The sequence below is a fragment of the Onishia taeanensis genome (assembly GCF_013349955.1).
Classification (GTDB): domain Bacteria; phylum Pseudomonadota; class Gammaproteobacteria; order Pseudomonadales; family Halomonadaceae; genus Onishia; species Onishia taeanensis_B.
In genome coordinates, this window is the sequence record NZ_JABVXC010000001.1 from 521,098 (window position 1) to 541,547 (window position 20,450).

The following is a 20,450-nucleotide window of genomic DNA, read 5'->3' on the forward strand; positions in this document are numbered from 1 at the left end:
AGCAATAAAACGATAGGCGGGCGATGCGATGTCGCCCGCCAGGCCTCAGACCGTCATCAGGTCCTTTTCCTTGGCTTCCAACAACTTATCGATCTCAGCAATATGCTTGTCGGTCAGCTTCTGGATGGCGTCCGTGCCGCCGTGCTCTTCATCTTCGGAGATTTCTTTCTCCTTGAGCAGCGCCTTGAGGTCACCGTTGGCATCGCGGCGTACGTTGCGCACCGCCACGCGGGCGTTCTCGGCCTCGGAACGCGCCTGCTTGATGTAGCCCTTGCGGGTCTCCTCGGTCAGCATCGGCATCGGCACGCGAATCACGCTGCCCGCCGTGGCCGGATTGAGGCCCAGGTCCGCGGTCATGATGGCTTTCTCGACCTTGGGTACCATGGTCTTTTCCCAGGGCACAACCGCCAGGGTACGCGCGTCCTCGACGTTGACGCTGGCGACCTGGTTCAACGGCATCTGGGCGCCGTAATAATCCACGGTCACCGCATCGAGGATGCTGGGATGAGCACGACCGGTGCGGATCTTGTTGAAGTTCGCATGCAGCGACTCGATGGTCTTGTGCATGCGGGCTTCAGCGTCTTTCTGGATATCGTTGATCACGGTTTCAACCTCTGTCTATCAGCGTGCCTTCCTTGCCGCCCATCACCAGATTGAGCAGGGCACCGGGCTTGTTCATGTTGAATACGCGGACCGGCATGTCATGGTCACGCACCAGGCAGATGGCGGTCAAATCCATCACCCCGAGCTTCTGATCCAGGCATTCATCGTAGGTCAGGCGCTCGTATTTCTGGGCGTCGGCATGCTTGACCGGATCACGATCATAAACGCCGTCGACCTTGGTGGCCTTGATCACCACATCGGCGTCGATCTCGATGCCGCGCAGACAGGCCGCGGAATCGGTGGTGAAGAAGGGGTTGCCGGTACCGGCGGAAAACAATACCACATCGCCCGACGTCAGGTAGCGGATGCCGGTGCGGCGATCATAGTGCTCGACCACTCCGCTCATCGGAATCGCTGACATCACCCGCGAACGGATATTGGAACGCTCCAGCGCATCCCGCATGGCCAGGGCATTCATCACCGTGGCCAGCATGCCCATATGATCGCCGGTCACCCGCTCCATGCCCGCCTCGTGCAGAGCGGCGCCGCGGAACAGGTTGCCGCCGCCGACCACGATACCGACCTGAACGCCGATGCCGACCAACTGCCCGATCTCCAGCGCCATGCGATCGAGCACCTGAGGATCGATGCCGAACTCGGCATCCCCGGTCAGGGCCTCGCCAGACAACTTGAGCAGAATACGCTTGTACTTGCTTTTCGCCGCGCGTTCAGGCTTGGCAGGACGTTCGGGCGTAGCAGTGGAATCGGACATGAGGCGTCTCCTGATGACAGCGACAGGGGGAGGAAATCTTGGCGGCATTTCTATCCGCCGGATACGCGAAGGCGTGCGCTTGCGCGCACGCCATCACGAACTCACAGTGCCAAGCCTTAGCTGCGGCCGGCCTGCTCCATTACTTCCTTGGCGAAGTCGACTTCTTCTTTCTCGATGCCTTCACCCACTTCGAAGCGAGTGAAGCTGACCACTTCGCCACCGGCTGCCTTGACGAACTCGGCCACGGTCTGGTCCGGGTTCTTGACGAAGGCCTGCTCGGTCAGGCTGTTCTCAGCCAGGTACTTCTTCAAACGGCCCTGGACCATCTTCTCGGCGATGTTTTCCGGCTTACCGGCCATGTCCGGCTGCGCCAGGATGATCGCCTTTTCCTTGTCCAGCTGCTCCTGCGGCATGTTCTCCGGCAGGGCCACGACCGGGTTGATGGCCGCGACGTGCATGGACACGTCCTTGGCTGCCTCGGCGGTGCCGCCAGCCAGCACGGTCAGCGCGGCGATGCGGCCGCCGTGGACGTAGCCACCCACGGTGCCACCAGCCGGCGCTTCGACCAGAGCGGCACGACGCACGCTGATGTTCTCGCCGATCTTCTGGACCAGCTGCTCGCGAGCGTTTTCCAGCTCACCTTCCATCAGGGCCGCGATATCGGTGGTCTTGCTGGCGAAAGCCTGCTCGGCGACCTTATCGGCGAAGGCGATGAAGTTGTCGTCACGAGCCACGAAATCGGTCTCGGAGTTGACTTCAAGCATCAGGCCGTAGCTGGCGTCATCGGCCAGCTTGATCACGATGGCGCCTTCGGCAGCGGTACGACCCGCCTTCTTGGCGGCCTTGAGACCGGAGTTCTTGCGCAGGTTCTCGATGGCGGTGTCGATGTCGCCACCGGCTTCGGTGAGTGCCTTCTTGCACTCCATCATGCCGAGCCCGGTGCGCTCGCGCAGTTCTTTTACCTGAGACGCGCTGATAGCTGCCATGGTAATAACCTCTGAAATGGTTCGACGTCGATAATCTAAGCGTTTCCATCACCCGAGTGGGGACGGAAAGAAGGGGGCCAAGCCCCCTCCTCTGCCTACCCTTGTGTCCGGCGAGCTAGCCCACCGACCGGGCCGCCATCAGTCTGGCAGTCCCGGATGACAGCTTGGGGTAGACCAGCGTCATCACTCGGCGACTTGTTCGCCTTCGGTGACTTCAACGAACTCGTCGGGACGACCTTCCTTCGCCTTGGCGCAGGCGTTGGCGATGGCCTGGACGTAGATCTGGATGGCGCGGATGGAGTCATCGTTGCCCGGGATCACGTAGTCGACGCCGTCCGGGTTGGAGTTGGTATCGACCACCCCGATGACCGGAATGCCAAGCTTGTTGGCTTCGTTGATGGCGATGCGCTCATGATCGACATCAACCACGAACAGCGCGTCCGGCAGGCCGCCCATTTCCTTGATACCGCCCACGCTGCGCTCGAGCTTGTCCTGCTCGCGGGTGGCCATCAGGACTTCTTTCTTGGTCAGCTTCTCGAAGGTGCCGTCTTCGTGCATCGACTCGAGTTCGCGCAGACGCTTGATGGACACGCGAATGGTCTTGTAGTTGGTCAGCATGCCGCCCAACCAGCGATGGTTGACGAAGGGCATACCAACACGGTTGGCCTCTTCCTTGATCACCTTGGCCGCCGCACGCTTGGTGCCAACAAACAGGATCTTGTTGTTGGTCTCCGCCATCTTCTCGACCACACTGATCGCTTCATTCAGCGCCGGCAGGGTGTGCTCGAGGTTGATGATGTGGATCTTGTTGCGAGCGCCGAAGATGAACTTGGACATCTTCGGGTTCCAGTACTTGGTCTGGTGACCGAAGTGAGCGCCTGCCTTGAGCAGGTCACGCATATTGACTTGTGTCATGGATGACTCCTGGACTATCGGGTTGGGCCTCCACGCACCCCATGGATCCGACCCTCGGACTGGCCGACGGCACCCGGGACCATGTGTCGGTGCATGTGTGTTTTTCAGGCTATTTAGCGCCTTGCCGCTGGCCATGCGAATAACGCAACTTCACTATCGCGAGACAGGCTATGTCGCCGGGCGAATAGAGGAAGCGATGCACTCGGCACAACGCATTGCAGGAAAGCGCGCAGCTTTATACCATAGATCAATATCAAGATGAAGTCGCAAGCGCCCTGCCCGCCCCCTGACCGCCTCTTGTATCGCGTCAGTTCACGCGGCCGCTCGCGAGCGCCCTCCCCTTCACGACTCGAGATTCCATGAACGTATCCATCAAGACCGCCGACGAAATCGTCAAGATGCGCGAAGCCGGTAAGCAAGCTGCCCGCGTACTGGAAATGATCACGCCCCACGTACAAGCCGGCGTCAGCACCGGTGAACTCGACCGCCTCTGCCATGACTTCATCGTCAACGAACTGGGTTCCGTGCCGGCACCGCTGAACTACCATGGCTTCCCCAAGTCGATCTGCACCTCGATCAATCACGTGGTCTGCCACGGCATCCCCGACGATGCCAAGAAGCTCAAGAAAGGCGATGTGATGAACATCGACATCACCGTCAAGACGGCCGACGGCTATCACGGCGATACCAGCAAGATGTTCATCGTCGGCGAAAGCATCCAGGGCGAGCGACTGGCCCGTGTCACTCAGGAGTGCCTCTACAAGAGCATCGCCGAAGTCAAGCCCGGCGTCCGCCTATCCCAGCTGGCCCGCGTCATCCAACAGCACGCCGAGGCCAACGGCTATAGCGTGGTACGTGACTTCTGCGGCCACGGCATCGGTTCGGTCTTCCACGAGGAGCCTCAGGTACTGCACTACGATGGCTATGCCCCCGAGGCCGACATCGCCCTCGAGGAAGGCATGTGCTTTACCATCGAGCCGATGATCAACGTCGGCGACCACCGCACCAAGGTGCTGCGTGATAACTGGACCGCAGTCACCAAGGACAAGAGCCTGTCTGCCCAGTGGGAACATACCCTGCTGGTGACCGCCACCGGTGTCGAGGTTCTGACCGTACGTGACGAGGAAGACCTGAGCTTCCTTTCGAGCTGACATGCTGCTGCATCATTACCGCTTCCAGCCCGATGAGAGCCTCTTCGATGTCGCGGCCTTCCGCGCCGAGTTAGAGGGTGAACGCTCGCCGGTAGCGCCCTTCAAGCAGGCACTGAGCGAAATCCAGGAGCGCCTGGACGAGCGCTTTCGTGCTGGCGCCGACATCCGCGACCTGGTGCATGGCCGCGCCTGGTGCCTCGACCGCCTGCTCGAGATCGCCTGGACCCGCCATGCTTGGCCGGACGACGGCGTCGCCCTGCTGGCCGTCGGCGGCTACGGTCGCGGCGAGCTGCACCCGCACTCGGATGTCGATCTGCTGCTGCTACTCGAAGACGATGACGACACCCCCTACCGGGAGCCGCTGACCGACTTCATCACCTTCCTGTGGGATATCGGGCTGGAGATCGGCCATAGCGTGCGCTCGCTGAGCGACTGCGAACGCGAGGCCCGCGCCGACGTCACGGTGATCACCAACCTGCTCGAAACCCGCACTCTGGCAGGCGGCTCCCACCTGCGCGATGCGATGCGCGAGCGCCTCAGGACCGACCGGCTGTGGCCGGCAGACGCCTTCTTCGAGGCCAAATGGCAGGAGCAGATCGCCCGCCACTACCGCTATAACAACTCCGAGTATCACCTCGAGCCGAACATCAAGAGCTCCCCCGGCGGGCTCCGGGACATTCAGATGATCGGCTGGGTCGCCAAGCGCCAGTTCGGCGAGCTGCGCTACGAAGAGGTCGTCGACAACGGCTTCATGAACGATGCCGAGCTGCGCATCCTAAGCCAGGGCCAGGCCTTCCTGTGGCAGGTCCGCTATGCCCTGCACATGCTCACCGGGCGCGCCGAGGATCGTCTGTTGTTCGACCACCAGCGCACCATCGCGACCCTGTTCGGCTACCGCGACATCCCCGGCCGGCTGGCCGTCGAGCAGTTCATGAAGCGCTACTACCGCCACGTCACCGCCCTGGCGGGTCTCAACGACATGCTGCTGCAGCACTTCGACGAGGTCATCCTGCGCGCTGACGAGGTGCTCGAGACCCGCACCCTCAACGACCGCTTCGAGGTCAAGGGCGGCTACATTCAGGCCCGCGACGAGCGGATCTTCCGCTACCGCCCCGCGGCCATGCTCGAGCTGTTCCTGCTGATGGCTCAGCACCCGGAGATCGAGGGCGTGCGCGCTTCCACCATCCGCCTGATTCGCGATCATCGCCACCTGATGGACGACCTGTACCGCGACGACGTGCGCCATCAGAGCCTGTTCATGGAACTGTTGCGCTCCAGTGGTAACGTCGCCCGTCAGCTAAGGCGCATGAATCGCTATGGGGTGCTCGGCAAGTACCTGCCGGAATTCGGTCAGGCCGTGGGCCTGATGCAGCATGACCTGTTCCACAGCTATACGGTCGATGCCCACACGCTTGGCCTATTGAAGTTCGTGCAGCGCTTCCGTGAGCCGCGCTGTCGTGAGGAATTTCCGGTTGCCGCGGCGCTGGTGCACCAGTTGCCCAAGCTCGAGCTTTTATGGATCGCCGGGCTCTATCACGACATCGGCAAGGGGCGTGGCGGCGACCATTCTCTGCTCGGTGCCCGCGACGCCGAAGAGTTCTGCGAGCGCCATGGTCTTTCGCCCCGGGATACCCGGCTGGTCAGCTGGCTGGTCGAGCATCACCTGCTGATGTCGAAGACCTCCCAGAAACGCGACATCACCGACCCTGACGTGATCCGCGAATTCGCCACTCAGATGCGCGATGAGGTCCACTTGGACTACCTCTACGTGCTGACCGTGGCCGACATCAACGCCACCAACCCGACCCTGTGGAACGGCTGGCGAGCCTCGCTGCTCCGTCAGTTGCATGCCGAGACCAAGCGCGCCCTGCGCCGCGGCCTAGAGAACCCGCTGGACCGTGATGACTGGGTGCGCGAGACCCGCGAAGAAGCGCGCAGTCTGCTGGCCACCATTGGCATCGATCCTTCGCGCTTCGAGTCCCTGTGGGAGTCACTGGGCGAGGACTACTTCGTCCAGTACGCCCCCAGCGAGATCGTCTGGCAGACCCAGGGCATTCTCGACCATGACGGTTCGGACCTGCCGCTGATTCTGATCAGCGCACCCACCGAGGACATGACCGAGGGTGGCACCAAGGTGTTCATCCACACCCGCTCGGTGGACGACCTGTTCGCCGCCACCGCAGCCGCCATGGAGCAGCTCGGACTCTCGATCCACGATGCTCGCATCGCCACTTCGAGCAGCGACTGGACGCTCAATACCTTTATCGTGCTCGATGAGGACGGCCAGCCGATCCGCGATCAGGAGCGACTCGAGACCATGCGATGCCACCTGGTCGAGGAGCTCGACGACCCGGACGACTACCCCCAGATCGTCACCCGCCACACCCCGCGCCAGCTCAAGCACTTCAAGGTGCCGACTCGGGTGGTGATCGAGCAGGATCCGGCCAACGAGCGCACCATGCTCGAGCTTACGGCGCCCGACCGCCCTGGCCTGCTGGCTCGGGTCGGCCGCATTTTCATGGAACAGGGCATCGCGCTTTCGGCAGCGAAGATCGCCACCCTCGGCGAGAAGGTCGAAGACGTCTTCTTCATCACCGACCGCAACGGCGCGCCGCTCACCGACACCGAACGCCAGCAGCGCCTGCGTGAGCGGCTGGTCGAAGTGCTGGATGTCTAGGCTCGACGCCCGGACCGACGCCATGCCTAGGCAAGCAACCGACAGGCACCAAGATTGAGGCGCCTCCCCGGCTTCCCTATAATCGCGGACCTGACTCGGCGGGCATCACGACGCAACAGCGCGGGCCTATCGATACCGCCTTTGCATGCAGGGCTAGCGTCTAGACCTAGCGACCAGGACCCAGCCGTCACCACGACCACGACAAACGCCCGCGAGGCGGCCAGGACAGCCATGAACCCCGATCTCGATGCGCTCAAGCCTTACCCCTTCGAGAAGCTCGCCGCCCTCAAGGCCAATGTCACGCCCCCCGCGGCGCTGTCGCATATCCCACTGACCATCGGCGAGCCCCAACACCCGCCCTTCGCCGCGGCTCTCGACACCCTGAGCGCTCACCGCGACGAGATGGCGCGCTATCCAGCCACCGCCGGCTTGCCTGAACTGCGCCAGACGATCGCCGACTGGGCGACCCAGCGCTTCGATCTTGATGCCATCGGTGGCCTCGACCCGGACAGTCAGGTACTGCCGGTCAACGGCACCCGGGAGGCCATCTTCGCCTTCGTTCAAGCAGCCATCGACCGCAGCCGCCCGGCCAAGGTCGCGGTGCCCAACCCCTTCTACCAGATCTACGAGGGCGCCACTCTGCTGGCCGGCGGCACTCCGCTCTACCTGGACTGCCAGGCCGACAACGGCTTCCGCTCGGATTTCGATGCAGTGCCAGCAGAGACCTGGCGCGACGTCCAGCTGGTGTTCCTGTGCTCGCCGGGCAACCCCACCGGAGCGGTGACGCCGCTTGAGGACTTCACGCGCCTGATCGCGCTTGCCGACGAGCATGACTTCATCATCGCCTCTGACGAGTGCTACTCCGAGCTCTATCTCGACGAAGCCACGCCACCGCCAGGGCTGCTGGAGGCCTGTGCTCGACTGGGCCGCCACGACTACCGTCGCTGCCTGGTCTTCCACTCGCTGTCCAAGCGCTCCAACCTGCCGGGGCTGCGCTCGGGCTTCGTCGCCGGCGATGCCGACCTGATCGCGCCCTTCAAGCGCTATCGCACCTACCACGGCTGCGCCATGTCACTGCCGCTGCAGCAGGCCTCGATCACCGCCTGGCGCGACGAGGCCCACGTGCGGGCCAACCGCGACGCCTACCGCGAGAAGTTCGCCGCCGTCACCGAGATCCTCGCTCCGGTGCTGGACTTCCCCGCCCCCGAGGCCAGTTTCTACCTGTGGCCGGCGGTACCGGGCGGCGACGATGAAGCCTTCACCCGAGCGCTGTTCGCCGAAGAAAACGTCAGCGTGCTGCCGGGCAGCTACATGGGTCGCGCCACTAGCGGTGACGGTGAGGCCAACGATAACGGCGTGAACCCCGGCGCAGGCCGCATCCGGCTGGCACTGGTCTCTGACGTCGACGCAGCCGTCGAGGCGGCCCGCCGCCTGCGCCGCTTTACCGAACGCTGGATGGCCGACGGCTCCACGAGCACTTCCACAAGAGCTTCCGCCATCGACGCTTCCACCGACACCATGAGGCCTCAAGCATGATTACCCTCTATGGCATCAAGGCCTGCGATACCTGCCGCCGCGCCCGCAAGGCGCTCGAGGCGCGGGGCGTGCCGTTCCAGGTCCACGACCTGCGCGAGGACGGCCTGTCCGCGGCACTGCTGGAACACCTGCTCGGGCAGGTGCCGGTAATGACCCTGCTCAACAAGCGCAGCACCACCTGGCGCCAGCTCGACGAGACGACCAAGGCCGAGGTGGATGCCAATTCGGCCCGCGCCCTGATGCTCGAACATCCGACCCTGATCAAGCGCCCCTTGCTGGACACCGGCGAGGAGGTTCGGGTCGGCTACCGAGACGGCGACTACGACGACCTGACCGGCTGATGCGGCCACGATAGCGAACGCGATTTCTTCTTGCCCGAGGCCCGCTGGCCTCGCTCACCTTCGATCAAAAGGACTCTCACCATGCTGAGCTTCGCACTCGGAATCGGACACCAGAACACTCAAGGCGACTGGCTGGACGTCTACTACCCGGCCCCGCTCTTTGAGCCCGAGACCAGCCTGGTCGAGGCTGCACGCCAGGTCCTCGGCGCCCCCGCCGGCAACGTCGCGGTCAGCTTCCTGCCGGAGCACTGCGCCGACCTCGCCGAGGCGCTCAAGACCGCCGGTCACGCCGAGCAGGCCGAACTGGCAGCGAGCCTCTCTGCCAGCCAGCGCCCGCTGGTCGCGACCTTCCTCGAGACCGATCAGGCGCCGGAAAGTGCCCCGGAGGTCTATCTCAAGCTGCACCTGCTGTCCCACCGCCTGGTCAAGCCGCACGGCCTGGACCTCGGCGGCATGTTCGGTCTGCTGCGCAACGTCGCCTGGACCAACGAAGGCCCGATCGACATCGAGGAATTGCCGGCTCGCCGCCTCAAGGCACGCCTCGAAGGCCGCGCCCTGTCCGTCGACTGCGTCGACAAGTTCCCCAAGATGGCCGACTACGTGGTGCCCAGCGGCGTGCGCATCGGCGACACCGCCCGCGTGCGCCTGGGGGCCCACCTCGGCGAAGGCACCACCGTGATGCACGAAGGCTTCGTCAACTTCAATGCCGGCACCGAAGGGCCAGGCATGGTCGAAGGCCGCATTTCCGCCGGTGTGATGGTCGGCAAGGGCTCGGACCTCGGCGGCGGCTGCTCGACCATGGGCACCCTGTCCGGCGGTGGCAATATCATCATCAAGGTCGGCGAAGGCTGCCTGATCGGTGCCAATGCCGGTATCGGCATTCCGCTGGGCGACCGCTGCACCGTCGAGGCAGGCCTCTACCTCACCGCCGGGGCCAAGGTCGCGGTGCTGGATGATCAGGGCCAGGTCGCCGAGACCGTCGCCGCCCGCGCCCTGGCAGGCCAGGACGATCTGCTGCTGCGTCGCAACTCGCAGACCGGACGCATCGAGTGTCTGACCAACAAGAGTGCCATCGCACTCAACGAGGCGCTCCACGCCCACAACTGAGTCCTTTGCTGCGCCCGCCGCCGGCGGGCGCTCTGCCCCTTCGCTTACCAGGATGAAGCATGCCCGATACCACCACGCCGTCTTCGACGCCTTCCGCGACACTCGACCTGGCCATCGACCTGATGGGCCGCGCCTCGGTGACTCCCGCTGACGTCGGCTGCCAGGCGCTGATGATCGAGCGCCTCGAACGCCTCGGTTTCCATATCGAGCGGCTGCCGTTCGGCGACGTCGAGAACTTCTGGGCGGTGCGCGGCCACCAGGGCCCGGTGCTGGCCTTCGCCGGCCACACCGATGTGGTGCCGAGCGGCCCCGAGAGCCAGTGGGACCACCCGCCCTTCACCCCCTTCATCGACGACGACGGCATGCTGCTGGGTCGCGGCGCCGCCGACATGAAGGGCAGCCTGGCGGCGATGATCACCGCCGTGGAACGCTTCGTCGCCGCGCATCCGGACCACGATGGCAAGATCGCCTTTCTGATCACCTCGGACGAGGAAGGCCCGGCCGTTGACGGTACCAAGGCGGTGGTCGAGCACCTGCGCGAGACTCACCAGCGCCTGGATTACTGCATCGTCGGCGAGCCGTCCTCCACCGAACGCGTCGGCGACGTGATCAAGAACGGTCGCCGCGGCTCGCTGGGCGCCGTGCTGCGCGTCAGGGGCGTGCAGGGCCATGTCGCCTATCCGCACATGGCGCGCAACCCCATCCACGAGGCCGCTCCGGCACTGGATGCCCTGGCCCGGGAACACTGGGACGCGGGCAACGACTTTTTCCCGGCGACCAGCTTCCAGATCTCCAACATCCGCGCGGGCACCGGCGCCACCAACGTGATCCCGGGGGAGCTCGAGGTGGTGTTCAACTTCCGCTACTCCACCGAGCTGACCCATGAGGCATTGCGCCGCCGCACCGAGGCGATTCTCGATGCCCACGGCCTCGACTACCGCGTCGACTGGACGCTCAACGGCGAGCCCTTCCTGACCGCTGAAGGCCAACTGGTCGAGGCTGCCGTGGCGGGCGTCGAGGGCGTTACCGGCGAGCGACCGACACTCTCCACCGCCGGTGGCACCTCGGATGGACGCTTCATTGCCACCCTGGGGAGCCAGGTGGTCGAACTGGGCCCCCGCAACGACACCATCCACAAGGTCAACGAGCGAGTGCGGGCCGCCGACCTGGACACCCTCAGCGACATCTACGAGGCCATCCTCACGCGGCTGTTCGCTCACACCGACTGAGCCTACCGCCCGCTACCGAGAGTCAAGCATGCAACGCTACCCGGATATCGAGATCTACCTGGCCAAGGCCCCCATCGAGGCCTTGGACGCCTGGCTGGCCGCCAGCCTGGATGCGCCGCCGCTGTCTCGTGCCGGCAAGCGCCAATGGCGCACCACCGGCCACCTGGACGGCACGAAGGTACCTGTGCTGCTGGTCGAACAGGCCGCCGACGGCTTTGCCAGCCTGTGGTTCGACAGCGGCGCCACCCCCTGGCCCCGCGATGCCGACTGCGCCCGTTCGGCTGCCAGCGCCCTGGACGTCGAAGTACGCTGTTCGCTGGGCGGCTGGCAGCCCGGCGACGACCCGGACCGCTTCTGGCGAGTGCAGCCCGACGGACAGGAGGACGCCATCACCTGGCCGGACTCAGGCCAATGAGTCCTTTCCTGCCTCCCACACGATGACGCCCCGCCTGCTTTTCAGCAGGCGGGGCGTCGGTCGAGCGGCGGCCCCTTGGCCTCAGAGGCCAGGACTCAGACGATCGGGCTCAGGTGATGACGGTCACGTCATCGGCCTGATAACCGCGTTCGTTCTCGATCACGTGGTAACGCACCTTCTGGCCCTCGGCCAGGGTGCGATGCCCCTTGCCGCGGATAGCGCGAAAGTGCACGAACACATCATCCCCGCCATCGCGGGTAATGAAGCCATATCCTTTGTTGACGTTGAACCACTTGACCTCGCCGATCTCCCGGTCGTCGTCCTCGACATCGGCCAGATTGGCAAGGGTGGGTGTGAGCACATGGACCGCTACGGTCGCGACCAGGGTGACCAGAAAAACGGCGACGGCCGTGGCCAGGTAGACGAGGGCGACGCCGCCCACTTCCAGGCTGGCGAACAGCTCACGGGACAGATCCCCGCCGGTCAGGTAGATGAACAGGGCGATCAGCAGGGGCGCTGGCGCGGCTAACAGCACGCTGATCAGACTACAACGAAGTAAGACCTTTTGATTCATGGACCTCGGTTTCTCTTGTGATGGCAATGGATGAAGGGGTCATGACAAAACCCCACCGGCGATAACGCTGGCGGGCACAGGCTGACAAGATGAGGCGGTCGCGATGAACGGCAACACGCCACAGGAGGATACTACCATGCAAGAGCACGACTGGCTCGCCCGCTTGGAAGGCATCGAAAGCCGCATCGCCTACCAAGAACACTGGCTGGACACCCTGGACCAGGCGGTCGCCGCCCAGGAAACACGGCTGTCGGCGCTGGAGCGCATGAACGAACTGATGCAGGCCAAGCTTCGCCAACAGCAGCATGCCCTTAACGATGCAGCCGGAGAGCAGGCAAGCCCTGAAGACGAGCGTCCACCTCACTACTAGTCGCTTAGCGACAGCTGGAAGCTAGAAGCTGGAAGCTGGAAGCTGGAAGCCACTTCAGCTTTCCCAGGGGTTACTTCCCTCTGCCAGCCGCGAAGCCGGCGCTCTTCCGGCTTCTAGCTCATTTCATCCAGGTAGCGCTCGGCGTCCAGCGCCGCCATGCAGCCGCTACCTGCAGAGGTAATGGCCTGACGATAGACGTGATCCATTACGTCACCCGAGGCGAACACACCCGGGATGCTGGTGGCGGTGGCGTTGCCCTCGAGCCCCGACTGCACCTTGATATAGCCCCCCGCCATCTCCAGCTGACCCTCGAAGATGCCGGTATTAGGAGTATGGCCGATGGCGATGAACACGCCCGGTGCCGCCAGCTCCTTGGTAGAGCCATCCTGCGTGGACTTGAGGCGCGCGCCTGTCACCCCTGTGTTGTCACCCAGCACCTCATCCAGGGTGTGGTTCCATTCCACAGCCATGTTGCCGTTCTCGACCTTCTCGAACAGTTTGTCCTGGAGGATCTTCTCGGCACGCAGGCTGTCGCGACGATGCACCAGAGTCACCTTGGACGCGATGTTCGACAGATACAGCGCCTCTTCCACGGCTGTGTTACCACCTCCGATCACTACCACTTCCTGATTGCGATAAAAGAAGCCATCGCAGGTCGCGCAGGCCGACACGCCCTGGCCCATGAACTTCTGTTCGGACTCAAGGCCCAGATAACGGGCGCTGGCACCAGTGGAGATGATCAGCGCATCGCAGGTGTAGGTGCCACTGTTGCCCTTCAGGGTAAATGGCTTCTCACGCAGTTCGACTTCCTCGATGTGATCGAACAGCACCTCGGTGTCGAAGCGCTCGGCATGGGCACGCATGCGCTCCATCAGCTCAGGGCCCTGCACACCGTCCGCATCACCGGGCCAGTTATCGACATCGGTGGTGGTGGTCAGCTGGCCGCCGGCCTGCATGCCGGTGATCAGCAGCGGCTTCAAGTTGGCACGGGCCGCATAGACGGCGGCGGTGTAGCCGGCAGGGCCGGAGCCCAGGATGATCAGGCGTTCGTGGCGCACTTCGCTCATGTCGGGTCCTCACAAGATGACGGCCGTTATACGGCCGGAAACGCTCTCTGGCCTGGGTTCAACGACAGCTCATGAGAAAACTCATCGAGCACACATGGAACCCAGGCCACAGCACGCTTGCTGAATGGTTTGATTCGCACGGGAGTGTAGCATCCCGAGGCCAGCGGCCGGAGTTTCTCCTGGGGTTATACAAGCCTCTCTGCGGGCATCTCTCCCACTGACGCAGAAATAAAGGCATCGGCCTCAATAGGCACCAGCACAAAGCGCGGATACAAAAGAGGCGGCCCGCAGGCCGCCCCTTCATGCACCTAAACGCTTACAGCGCTTCGGCATGCGCGCCCAGGTACTTGGCCACGCCTTCGGCGGTGTCCTTCATGCCTTCTTCGCCTTCTTCCCAGCCGGCCGGGCAGACTTCGCCGTGCTCGTTGTGGTGCTTGAGCGCCTTGACCATGCGCAGCATCTCATCAACGTTACGGCCCAGCGGCAGGTTATTGACGACCTGGTGCTGAACGACGCCGTGCTCGTCGATCAGGAAAGAAGCACGCATGGCGACGCCGGCATCCGGGTGCTCGATACCATAAGCCTGAGTGACTTCATGCTTGACGTCAGCAACGATCGGGAAGCCGACTTCACCGATGCCGCCGGCATCCGGTGAGGTCTTGCGCCATGCGTGGTGAGTGAACTGAGAATCGATGGAGACACCGATCACTTCAACGCCCAGGTCCTTGAACGCCTGCAGACGGTTGTCGTGGGCGATGATCTCTGACGGGCAGACGAAAGTGAAGTCGAGCGGCCAGAAGAACAGCACGCGCAGCTTGCCGTTGCTGTCGGACAGCTTGAAGTTATCGACGATTTCACCGTTGCCCAAGACGGCGGCGGTTTCGAAGTCGGGGGCCTGACGACCTACCAGTACGCTCATGCAATTCTCCTTGCTGAAATGAGTGATCAATCATGAATCGAGGTACAGCCTAAGGCCGACCTCATGAATCTGCCAAGTTGATATGGCCAATGGCCAATATAGCGTTTGTCTATACGGTTGCGCTGTCGCGATAGTCAGGGCACACACGACACCGTCATCGCAGACATGCCCAAGCCCATTGACCGTTCAGGGTATTACGCCTGGAACATGACGAACAGATGATGCCTAGACGACATCATCGTCGCGGCCAAGAGTCACGCCCTCGACCTCGCCGCTGAAGGCTGACACGGCCACCTGCACCTGAATCGGCGCACAGCAGCGCGGACAGTCTTCCCAGGTGGCGTGGCTGCCCTGACTGGCATCGACGAGCAATTCGAAGCCCGTATCGCAGTAAGGGCAGTTCACCGCATGTGAATTCAACATTTCTTCATGCATGCTTCTCTCCCGAGGGTGATCGCCACGCTCTTGATTACTTTATGGGGCCGAGGAGTCGCTATTTCAAGAATGCATGCGACCATGACCTACTCAGGGCATCATGCGATTCGCCTGTCACCTTCGCGTCGGTTTCCATAGGCTAGGCTTGAAAGCAGCCATCATCGTAGCCATGTCCTGAACATGTCCCATGGATGGTCATATGCTGTTGCTTGCATCATGACCTTTCGCTCGATACGAGGAGAAAACCATGAGCACCACCCCTGACTCGCTGGATACCCTCACGGTAGGCAACCAACGCTACCATTACTATAGCCTGCCCAAGGCCACTTCTACCCTGGGCGATATCGAACGTCTGCCCAAGACCCTCAAGGTATTGCTCGAAAACCAGCTGCGCTTCGCCGATGACGAGAGCGTTTCCACCGACGACCTCCAGGCGCTGGTCGACTGGCAGAAGAAAGCCTCGTCCGACCGCGAGATCGGCTATCGCCCGGCCCGCGTGCTGATGCAGGACTTCACCGGCGTGCCCGGGGTGGTCGACCTGGCCTCGATGCGTGCCGCCGTGGCCAAGCTTGGCGAAGACCCTGAGCGCATCAACCCGCTGTCGCCGGTCGACCTGGTCATCGACCACTCGGTGATGGTCGACAAGTTCGGGGACCAGAGCGCCTTCAAGGACAACGTGGCCATCGAGATGGAGCGCAACCGGGAGCGCTACGAGTTCCTGCGTTGGGGCCAGGAAGCCTTCGATAACTTCCGCGTGGTCCCCCCGGGCACCGGCATCTGCCACCAGGTCAATCTGGAGTACCTGGGCAAAACGGTGTGGACCAAGGAAGAGGACGGCAAGACCTTCGCTTATCCGGACACCCTGGTGGGTACCGACTCCCACACCACCATGATCAACGGCCTGGGCATACTGGGCTGGGGCGTCGGCGGCATCGAGGCCGAAGCGGCGATGCTCGGCCAACCGGTGTCGATGCTGATTCCCGAAGTGGTCGGCTTCAAGCTGACCGGCAAGCTCAAGGAAGGCATCACCGCCACCGACCTGGTGCTGACGGTGACGCAGATGCTGCGTGAGCGCGGCGTGGTCGGCAAATTCGTCGAGTTCTACGGCGATGGTCTGGACGACCTGCCGCTGGCCGACCGCGCCACCATCGCCAACATGGCACCGGAATATGGCGCCACCTGCGGTTTCTTCCCGGTCGACGACGAGACCCTCAACTACCTGCGCCTGACCGGCCGTGAGGATGAGCAGGTCGAGCTGGTCGAGGCCTACAGCAAGGCGCAGGGCCTGTGGCGCAAGACCGGCGACGAGCCGATCTTCACCGACACCCTGGCACTCGACATGGGCGAGGTCCAAGCCAGCCTGGCCGGGCCCAAGCGCCCGCAGGACCGCGTCGCCCTGAAAGACATGAAGTCCACCTTCGAGGCGCTGCTGGCCGCCAATGGCAGCAAGGCCTCGGAAGAAGAGCAGGGCAAGTGGCAGTCCGAGGGCGGTCAGACCGCCGTCGGCGTCAAGGACAGCTACGAGCACCCCACCAGCCAGGACGTCGATCTCGACGGCGAGCAGTTCCGGCTCAACCCGGGCGCCGTGGTGATTGCCGCCATTACCTCCTGCACCAACACCTCGAATCCCAGCGTGATGATGGCCGCCGGCCTGCTGGCGCGTAACGCCCTGGCCAAGGGGCTCAAGACCCAGCCCTGGGTCAAGACCTCGCTGGCACCGGGCTCCAAGGTGGTGACCGACTACCTGGCCGCTGGCGGCGTCGATGATGACCTGGATGCGCTCGGCTTCAACCTGGTCGGCTATGGCTGCACCACCTGCATCGGTAACTCTGGGCCGCTGGCCGACCCCATCGAGAAGGCCATCAACGACGGTGACATGACCGTGGCCTCAGTGCTCTCCGGCAACCGCAACTTCGAAGGCCGCGTGCATCCGCTGGTCAAGACCAACTGGCTCGCCTCACCGCCCCTGGTGGTGGCCTATGCCCTGGCCGGCAACGTGCGCACGGATCTGTCCACGGAGCCGCTGGGCACCGGCAGCGACGGCCAGCCGGTCTACCTTTCCGATATCTGGCCCTCTCAGGCCGAGATCGCCGAGGCGGTCGAGAAGGTCAAGACCGAGATGTATCGCAAGGAGTACGCCGAGGTCTTCGACGGTGACGAGGTCTGGCAGGCCATCGATGTGCCCCAGAGCGAAGTCTACGAGTGGTCCGACGCCTCCACCTACATCCAGCACCCGCCCTTCTTCGAAGGCATGGGCCGCGAGCCAGGGGCCATTGAGGACGTCGAGGATGCCCGCGTGCTGGCCATGCTCGGCGACTCGGTGACCACCGACCACATCTCGCCGGCCGGCGCCATCAAGCCCGACAGCCCCGCCGGGCGCTACCTGCAGGAGCGCGGCGTCAAACCCGCCGACTTCAACTCCTACGGCTCGCGTCGCGGCAACCACGAGGTGATGATGCGCGGCACCTTCGCCAACGTGCGCATCCAGAACGAGATGCTCGACGGCGTGGTGGGCGGCGAGACCCGTCATGTGCCTTCCGGCGAACAGATGGCGATCTATGACGCCGCCATGCAGTACCAGCAGGAAGATACCCCGCTGGTGGTGGTAGCCGGCAAGGAATACGGCACCGGCTCCAGCCGCGACTGGGCGGCCAAGGGCACCCGCCTGCTCGGCGTGCGCGCCGTACTGGCCGAGTCCTACGAGCGCATCCACCGCTCCAACCTGATCGGCATGGGCGTGGTGCCGTTGCAGTTCCCCGAAGGCGAGACCCGCAAGTCGCTGGGCATGACCGGCGACGAGACCGTCTCCATCGAGGGGCTCGACAGCCTGAGCCCGGGCGGCCAGGTGCGGGTCACCATCAAGAGCGACAAGGGCGAGAAGCATATCGACGCCCTGTGCCGCATCGACACCGCCAACGAGCTCGAGTACTACCGCCACGGCGGCATCTTGCACTACGTGCTGCGCAAGATGATCGGTTCGGCCTGACTGGCCTAGGCTGAAAAGCCAAAGCCGGCGCCGAGGTCTATCGGCGCCATAAACGAAGGCCCCGCCGGCAATGCCGGCGGGGCCTTTTTTGCTTCAGACACCGGATCCAGTGGTGGAAATTGTCGATGTCTTTGAGCCGGTATGGTGGCGTTTACTTGCTCGGAGGGCATGGGGCCGTTCAACAGCTAGAGCAAGGAGTGGGCATCCAGACTCGAGGCGTGGTGCCGGAGGCATTGCTGTTGGGGATGTTAATGTCCGGGATGGGTCAGGCACTCAGAGCAGCCTCATCCAACAACCACTCCCGGAAGGCCTTCAATCTCGGAAGGCTTCCGCACCCCGACCTGTAAACCACATAATAAGCTAGAGGAGAGACAAACTGGATATGCGGGCACAGCCGAATCAGCCTGCCGGCGGCTAGGTCGTCTCGCGCCATGACGCTGCGGGCCAGCGCAATGCCTTGCCCATCAATTGCCGCTTGGAGCACTGCTGCAGAGTTGTTGATCTTCATCCCCCTTTTTGTAGGCGTACCGTTCATCCCAGCCGCTTCCAACCAGCTAGCCCAGGTTGGGAAACCAGCGTGTCCATCCATGGACAAGTCGTGGATTAGCGTCTGATTTGCCAGATCCTCAACCGTCATCAAGCAGCTTGGGGTGGTTTTGAGGCGAGGCGAGCAAACAGGATAAACATCCTCATCCATGAGCTTTTCTGCGACTAGTCCCGACCAGTGACCAGCACCATAACGCACACCGATATCGATCCTTTGTGCCAGGAAGTCCATGACTTTGAGCTGTGTATCAAGGCGGACGTCGGTATCTGGCCAAGCTCGATGGAAGTGCTCAATGCGTGGCAAGAGCCATTTGGCAGCAAATGCGGGACTGACCGTTACCGTGAGAACACCGCTAGGCGAGTTTTCCTTCATTCGCTCCACGCCTAATGCAAGACGCTCGAAGCCGGCTCGAATATCCGGAAGCGCACGCTCGGCAGCCTCTGTCGCGACCAATCGTGCCTTGCCGCTTAGGCCTCGATGAAACAGGGGTGTGCCCAGCCATTGCTCAAGCGTCCTCACCAACTGTCCGACCGCTGCTGGCGTGACGTTCAGCTCTTCAGCCGCTGTAGAAAAGCTTTGATGTCGAGCACTGGCCTCAAAGGCGCGGAGTGCATTGAGGTGGACAGGCGCCGCCATACCGGTAAACCTTTTCTTTATCGAACTGACACTTTATCTCGTTTGTGGCGCTATCGATAGGTACCAATAATTGCTTCGTACCTCAGCAGCACACCATGGGGCGGAATGGTTGATCGCATTGTTCAGAACGCTGAGACCCGGCACTCGCATTCGCCCCTTAGCCTCACTCACTATCTGGAGTATTCAAATGAGCAATCAGTTTACCGGAAAGAAATTGTTAGTCGTGGGCGGCACCAGCGGCATGGGACTGGAAACCGCGCGACGCGTATTACAGCAAGGCGGTAGCGTCGTCATCGCCGGTAACCGTGCGGAAAAAACCGAACAAGCGCGTCAAGAGTTGGCAGCGCTAGGTCAAGTCAGCGCGTTGACTGCGAACCTGACAGACGCGCAGGGCCTGAGCACCCTGCTTCAGGAAATCGAGCAGCATCACACGGATGTGGACCTTCTGGTCAACGCAGCAGGCGTGTTCGTTCCAAAGCCGTTTCTGGAGCACCAGGACGTCGATTACGACCAGTACATGCAGTTAAACAAGGCCGCGTTCTTCATCACCCAAAAAGTCGCTACCCACCTGATTGCCAATGATCGCCCCGGCGCTATCGTCAATATTGGTTCGATGTGGGGCAAGCAGGCTATTGCTGCCACTCCCTCTTCTGCGTACTCAATGGCCAAAGCGGGGCTGCATTCGCTCACGCAACACCTGGCGATGGAGCTTGCATCCAAGCATATCCGCGTCAATGCCGTATCGCCTGCCGTGGTGCAGACCCCCATTTATGAGGGGTTTATTCCCAAGGAAGAGGTGCACTCCACGCTGCAGGGCTTCAACAGTTTCCATCCAATCGGACGTGTGGGCACTCCTCAGGAAGTCGCTGAGGTCGTGGTTTTCCTGTTGTCCGACAAGGCCAGCTGGGTCACCGGTGCTATCTGGGACGTTGATGGCGGCGTTATGGCCGGTCGCAACTAACAAGCCTCTAGGCACGCCTGCCGAGCAAGTATGCCTGACCGCGCTGACCTGAATCTGCTGGAATCGGGCATCGAGCGCAGCGTGATATAGAAGCGGCGTGACGTAGAGATGGAAGAAGACAAGCGGCGCGCCCCGGGAGGGACGCGCCAAAGCCGGCGCCGAGGTCTATCGGCGCCATAAACGAAGGCCCCGCCGGCAATGCCGGCGGGGCCTTTTTTGCTTC

The 20,450-nt window shown here is 62.9% G+C and carries 19 protein-coding genes; 10 read left to right on the plus strand and 9 right to left on the minus strand.

Translation table 11 applies throughout. From position 1 onward, the window contains the following. Positions 1 to 45: 45 nt before the first annotated feature. The 4 genes from frr to rpsB all read right to left on the minus strand — a co-directional run bounded on the left by frr (position 46) and on the right by rpsB (position 3,276). Positions 46 to 603 carry a ribosome recycling factor gene (gene frr, locus HUS66_RS02330; RefSeq protein WP_175069345.1) on the minus strand — a complete coding sequence of 186 codons (558 nt, stop codon included), beginning with the start codon at positions 601 to 603 and terminating at the stop codon, positions 46 to 48. Between the two features lie 4 nt (positions 604 to 607). Continuing rightward, positions 608 to 1,375 (minus strand): UMP kinase, encoded by a 768-nt coding sequence (pyrH, locus tag HUS66_RS02335; protein ID WP_112053912.1) that lies wholly within the window; start codon positions 1,373 to 1,375, stop codon positions 608 to 610. 116 nt (positions 1,376 to 1,491) lie between these two features. After that, positions 1,492 to 2,361: a translation elongation factor Ts gene (tsf, locus tag HUS66_RS02340; RefSeq protein WP_175069346.1), complete on the minus strand. Its 870-nt coding sequence runs from the start codon at positions 2,359 to 2,361 to the stop codon at positions 1,492 to 1,494. Positions 2,362 to 2,544: 183 nt separating this feature from the next. Then, on the minus strand, positions 2,545 to 3,276 hold the full coding sequence (rpsB, locus tag HUS66_RS02345; RefSeq protein WP_092522926.1) for a 30S ribosomal protein S2: 732 nt from the start codon (positions 3,274 to 3,276) through the stop codon (positions 2,545 to 2,547). 359 nt (positions 3,277 to 3,635) lie between these two features. On the opposite strand from rpsB, the gene map reads away from it, so the two are divergent. From map to HUS66_RS02380, 7 genes are all read left to right on the plus strand, one after another. Further along, positions 3,636 to 4,427 carry a type I methionyl aminopeptidase gene (gene map / locus HUS66_RS02350; RefSeq protein WP_175069347.1) on the plus strand — a complete coding sequence of 264 codons (792 nt, stop codon included), beginning with the start codon at positions 3,636 to 3,638 and terminating at the stop codon, positions 4,425 to 4,427. 1 nt (position 4,428) lies between these two features. Further along, a complete protein-coding gene (locus HUS66_RS02355; RefSeq protein ID WP_175069348.1) occupies positions 4,429 to 7,104 on the plus strand; it encodes a [protein-PII] uridylyltransferase in 2,676 nt (891 codons plus the stop codon). Between the two features lie 231 nt (positions 7,105 to 7,335). Further along, positions 7,336 to 8,640 carry a succinyldiaminopimelate transaminase gene (dapC, locus tag HUS66_RS02360; RefSeq protein WP_175069349.1) on the plus strand — a complete coding sequence of 435 codons (1,305 nt, stop codon included), beginning with the start codon at positions 7,336 to 7,338 and terminating at the stop codon, positions 8,638 to 8,640. Further along, entirely contained in the window at positions 8,637 to 8,981 is a 345-nt protein-coding gene (locus HUS66_RS02365; protein WP_175069350.1) for an arsenate reductase, read from the plus strand. The genes dapC and HUS66_RS02365 overlap by 4 nt, the downstream gene beginning before the upstream one ends. Positions 8,982 to 9,062: 81 nt before the next feature. Next, entirely contained in the window at positions 9,063 to 10,088 is a 1,026-nt protein-coding gene (gene dapD, locus HUS66_RS02370) for a 2,3,4,5-tetrahydropyridine-2,6-dicarboxylate N-succinyltransferase (RefSeq protein ID WP_175069351.1), read from the plus strand. 59 nt (positions 10,089 to 10,147) lie between these two features. Then, positions 10,148 to 11,317: a succinyl-diaminopimelate desuccinylase gene (gene dapE / locus HUS66_RS02375; protein ID WP_175069352.1), complete on the plus strand. Its 1,170-nt coding sequence runs from the start codon at positions 10,148 to 10,150 to the stop codon at positions 11,315 to 11,317. A 28-nt stretch (positions 11,318 to 11,345) separates the two neighbouring features. Then, the gene (locus HUS66_RS02380) at positions 11,346 to 11,732 is read left to right on the plus strand and encodes a hypothetical protein (RefSeq protein ID WP_175069353.1); all 387 of its coding nucleotides are present in this window, start codon (positions 11,346 to 11,348) and stop codon (positions 11,730 to 11,732) included. 109 nt (positions 11,733 to 11,841) lie between these two features. On the opposite strand, the gene HUS66_RS17920 is transcribed toward HUS66_RS02380, so the two are convergent. Further along, positions 11,842 to 12,306: a cold-shock protein gene (locus tag HUS66_RS17920; protein WP_175069354.1), complete on the minus strand. Its 465-nt coding sequence runs from the start codon at positions 12,304 to 12,306 to the stop codon at positions 11,842 to 11,844. Positions 12,307 to 12,442: 136 nt separating this feature from the next. On the opposite strand from HUS66_RS17920, the gene HUS66_RS02390 reads away from it, so the two are divergent. Next, complete coding sequence (locus HUS66_RS02390) at positions 12,443 to 12,676, plus strand: SlyX family protein (RefSeq protein ID WP_340162725.1); 234 nt, start codon at positions 12,443 to 12,445, stop codon at positions 12,674 to 12,676. Between the two features lie 113 nt (positions 12,677 to 12,789). On the opposite strand, the gene trxB is transcribed toward HUS66_RS02390, so the two are convergent. From trxB to HUS66_RS02405, 3 genes are all read right to left on the minus strand, one after another. After that, complete coding sequence (gene trxB / locus HUS66_RS02395; protein WP_175069356.1) at positions 12,790 to 13,743, minus strand: thioredoxin-disulfide reductase; 954 nt, start codon at positions 13,741 to 13,743, stop codon at positions 12,790 to 12,792. Between the two features lie 316 nt (positions 13,744 to 14,059). Continuing rightward, a complete protein-coding gene (locus HUS66_RS02400; protein ID WP_175069357.1) occupies positions 14,060 to 14,662 on the minus strand; it encodes a peroxiredoxin in 603 nt (200 codons plus the stop codon). A 225-nt stretch (positions 14,663 to 14,887) separates the two neighbouring features. After that, complete coding sequence (locus HUS66_RS02405; protein WP_175069358.1) at positions 14,888 to 15,097, minus strand: CPXCG motif-containing cysteine-rich protein; 210 nt, start codon at positions 15,095 to 15,097, stop codon at positions 14,888 to 14,890. Between the two features lie 247 nt (positions 15,098 to 15,344). On the opposite strand from HUS66_RS02405, the gene acnA reads away from it, so the two are divergent. Continuing rightward, positions 15,345 to 18,083: an aconitate hydratase AcnA gene (gene acnA / locus HUS66_RS02410; protein ID WP_175069359.1), complete on the plus strand. Its 2,739-nt coding sequence runs from the start codon at positions 15,345 to 15,347 to the stop codon at positions 18,081 to 18,083. A gap of 265 nt (positions 18,084 to 18,348) precedes the next feature. On the opposite strand, the gene gcvA is transcribed toward acnA, so the two are convergent. After that, complete coding sequence (gene gcvA, locus HUS66_RS02415) at positions 18,349 to 19,266, minus strand: transcriptional regulator GcvA (protein ID WP_175069360.1); 918 nt, start codon at positions 19,264 to 19,266, stop codon at positions 18,349 to 18,351. Positions 19,267 to 19,453: 187 nt separating this feature from the next. On the opposite strand from gcvA, the gene HUS66_RS02420 reads away from it, so the two are divergent. Beyond that, on the plus strand, positions 19,454 to 20,227 hold the full coding sequence (locus HUS66_RS02420) for an SDR family NAD(P)-dependent oxidoreductase (protein ID WP_175069361.1): 774 nt from the start codon (positions 19,454 to 19,456) through the stop codon (positions 20,225 to 20,227). Positions 20,228 to 20,450 lie beyond the last annotated feature (223 nt).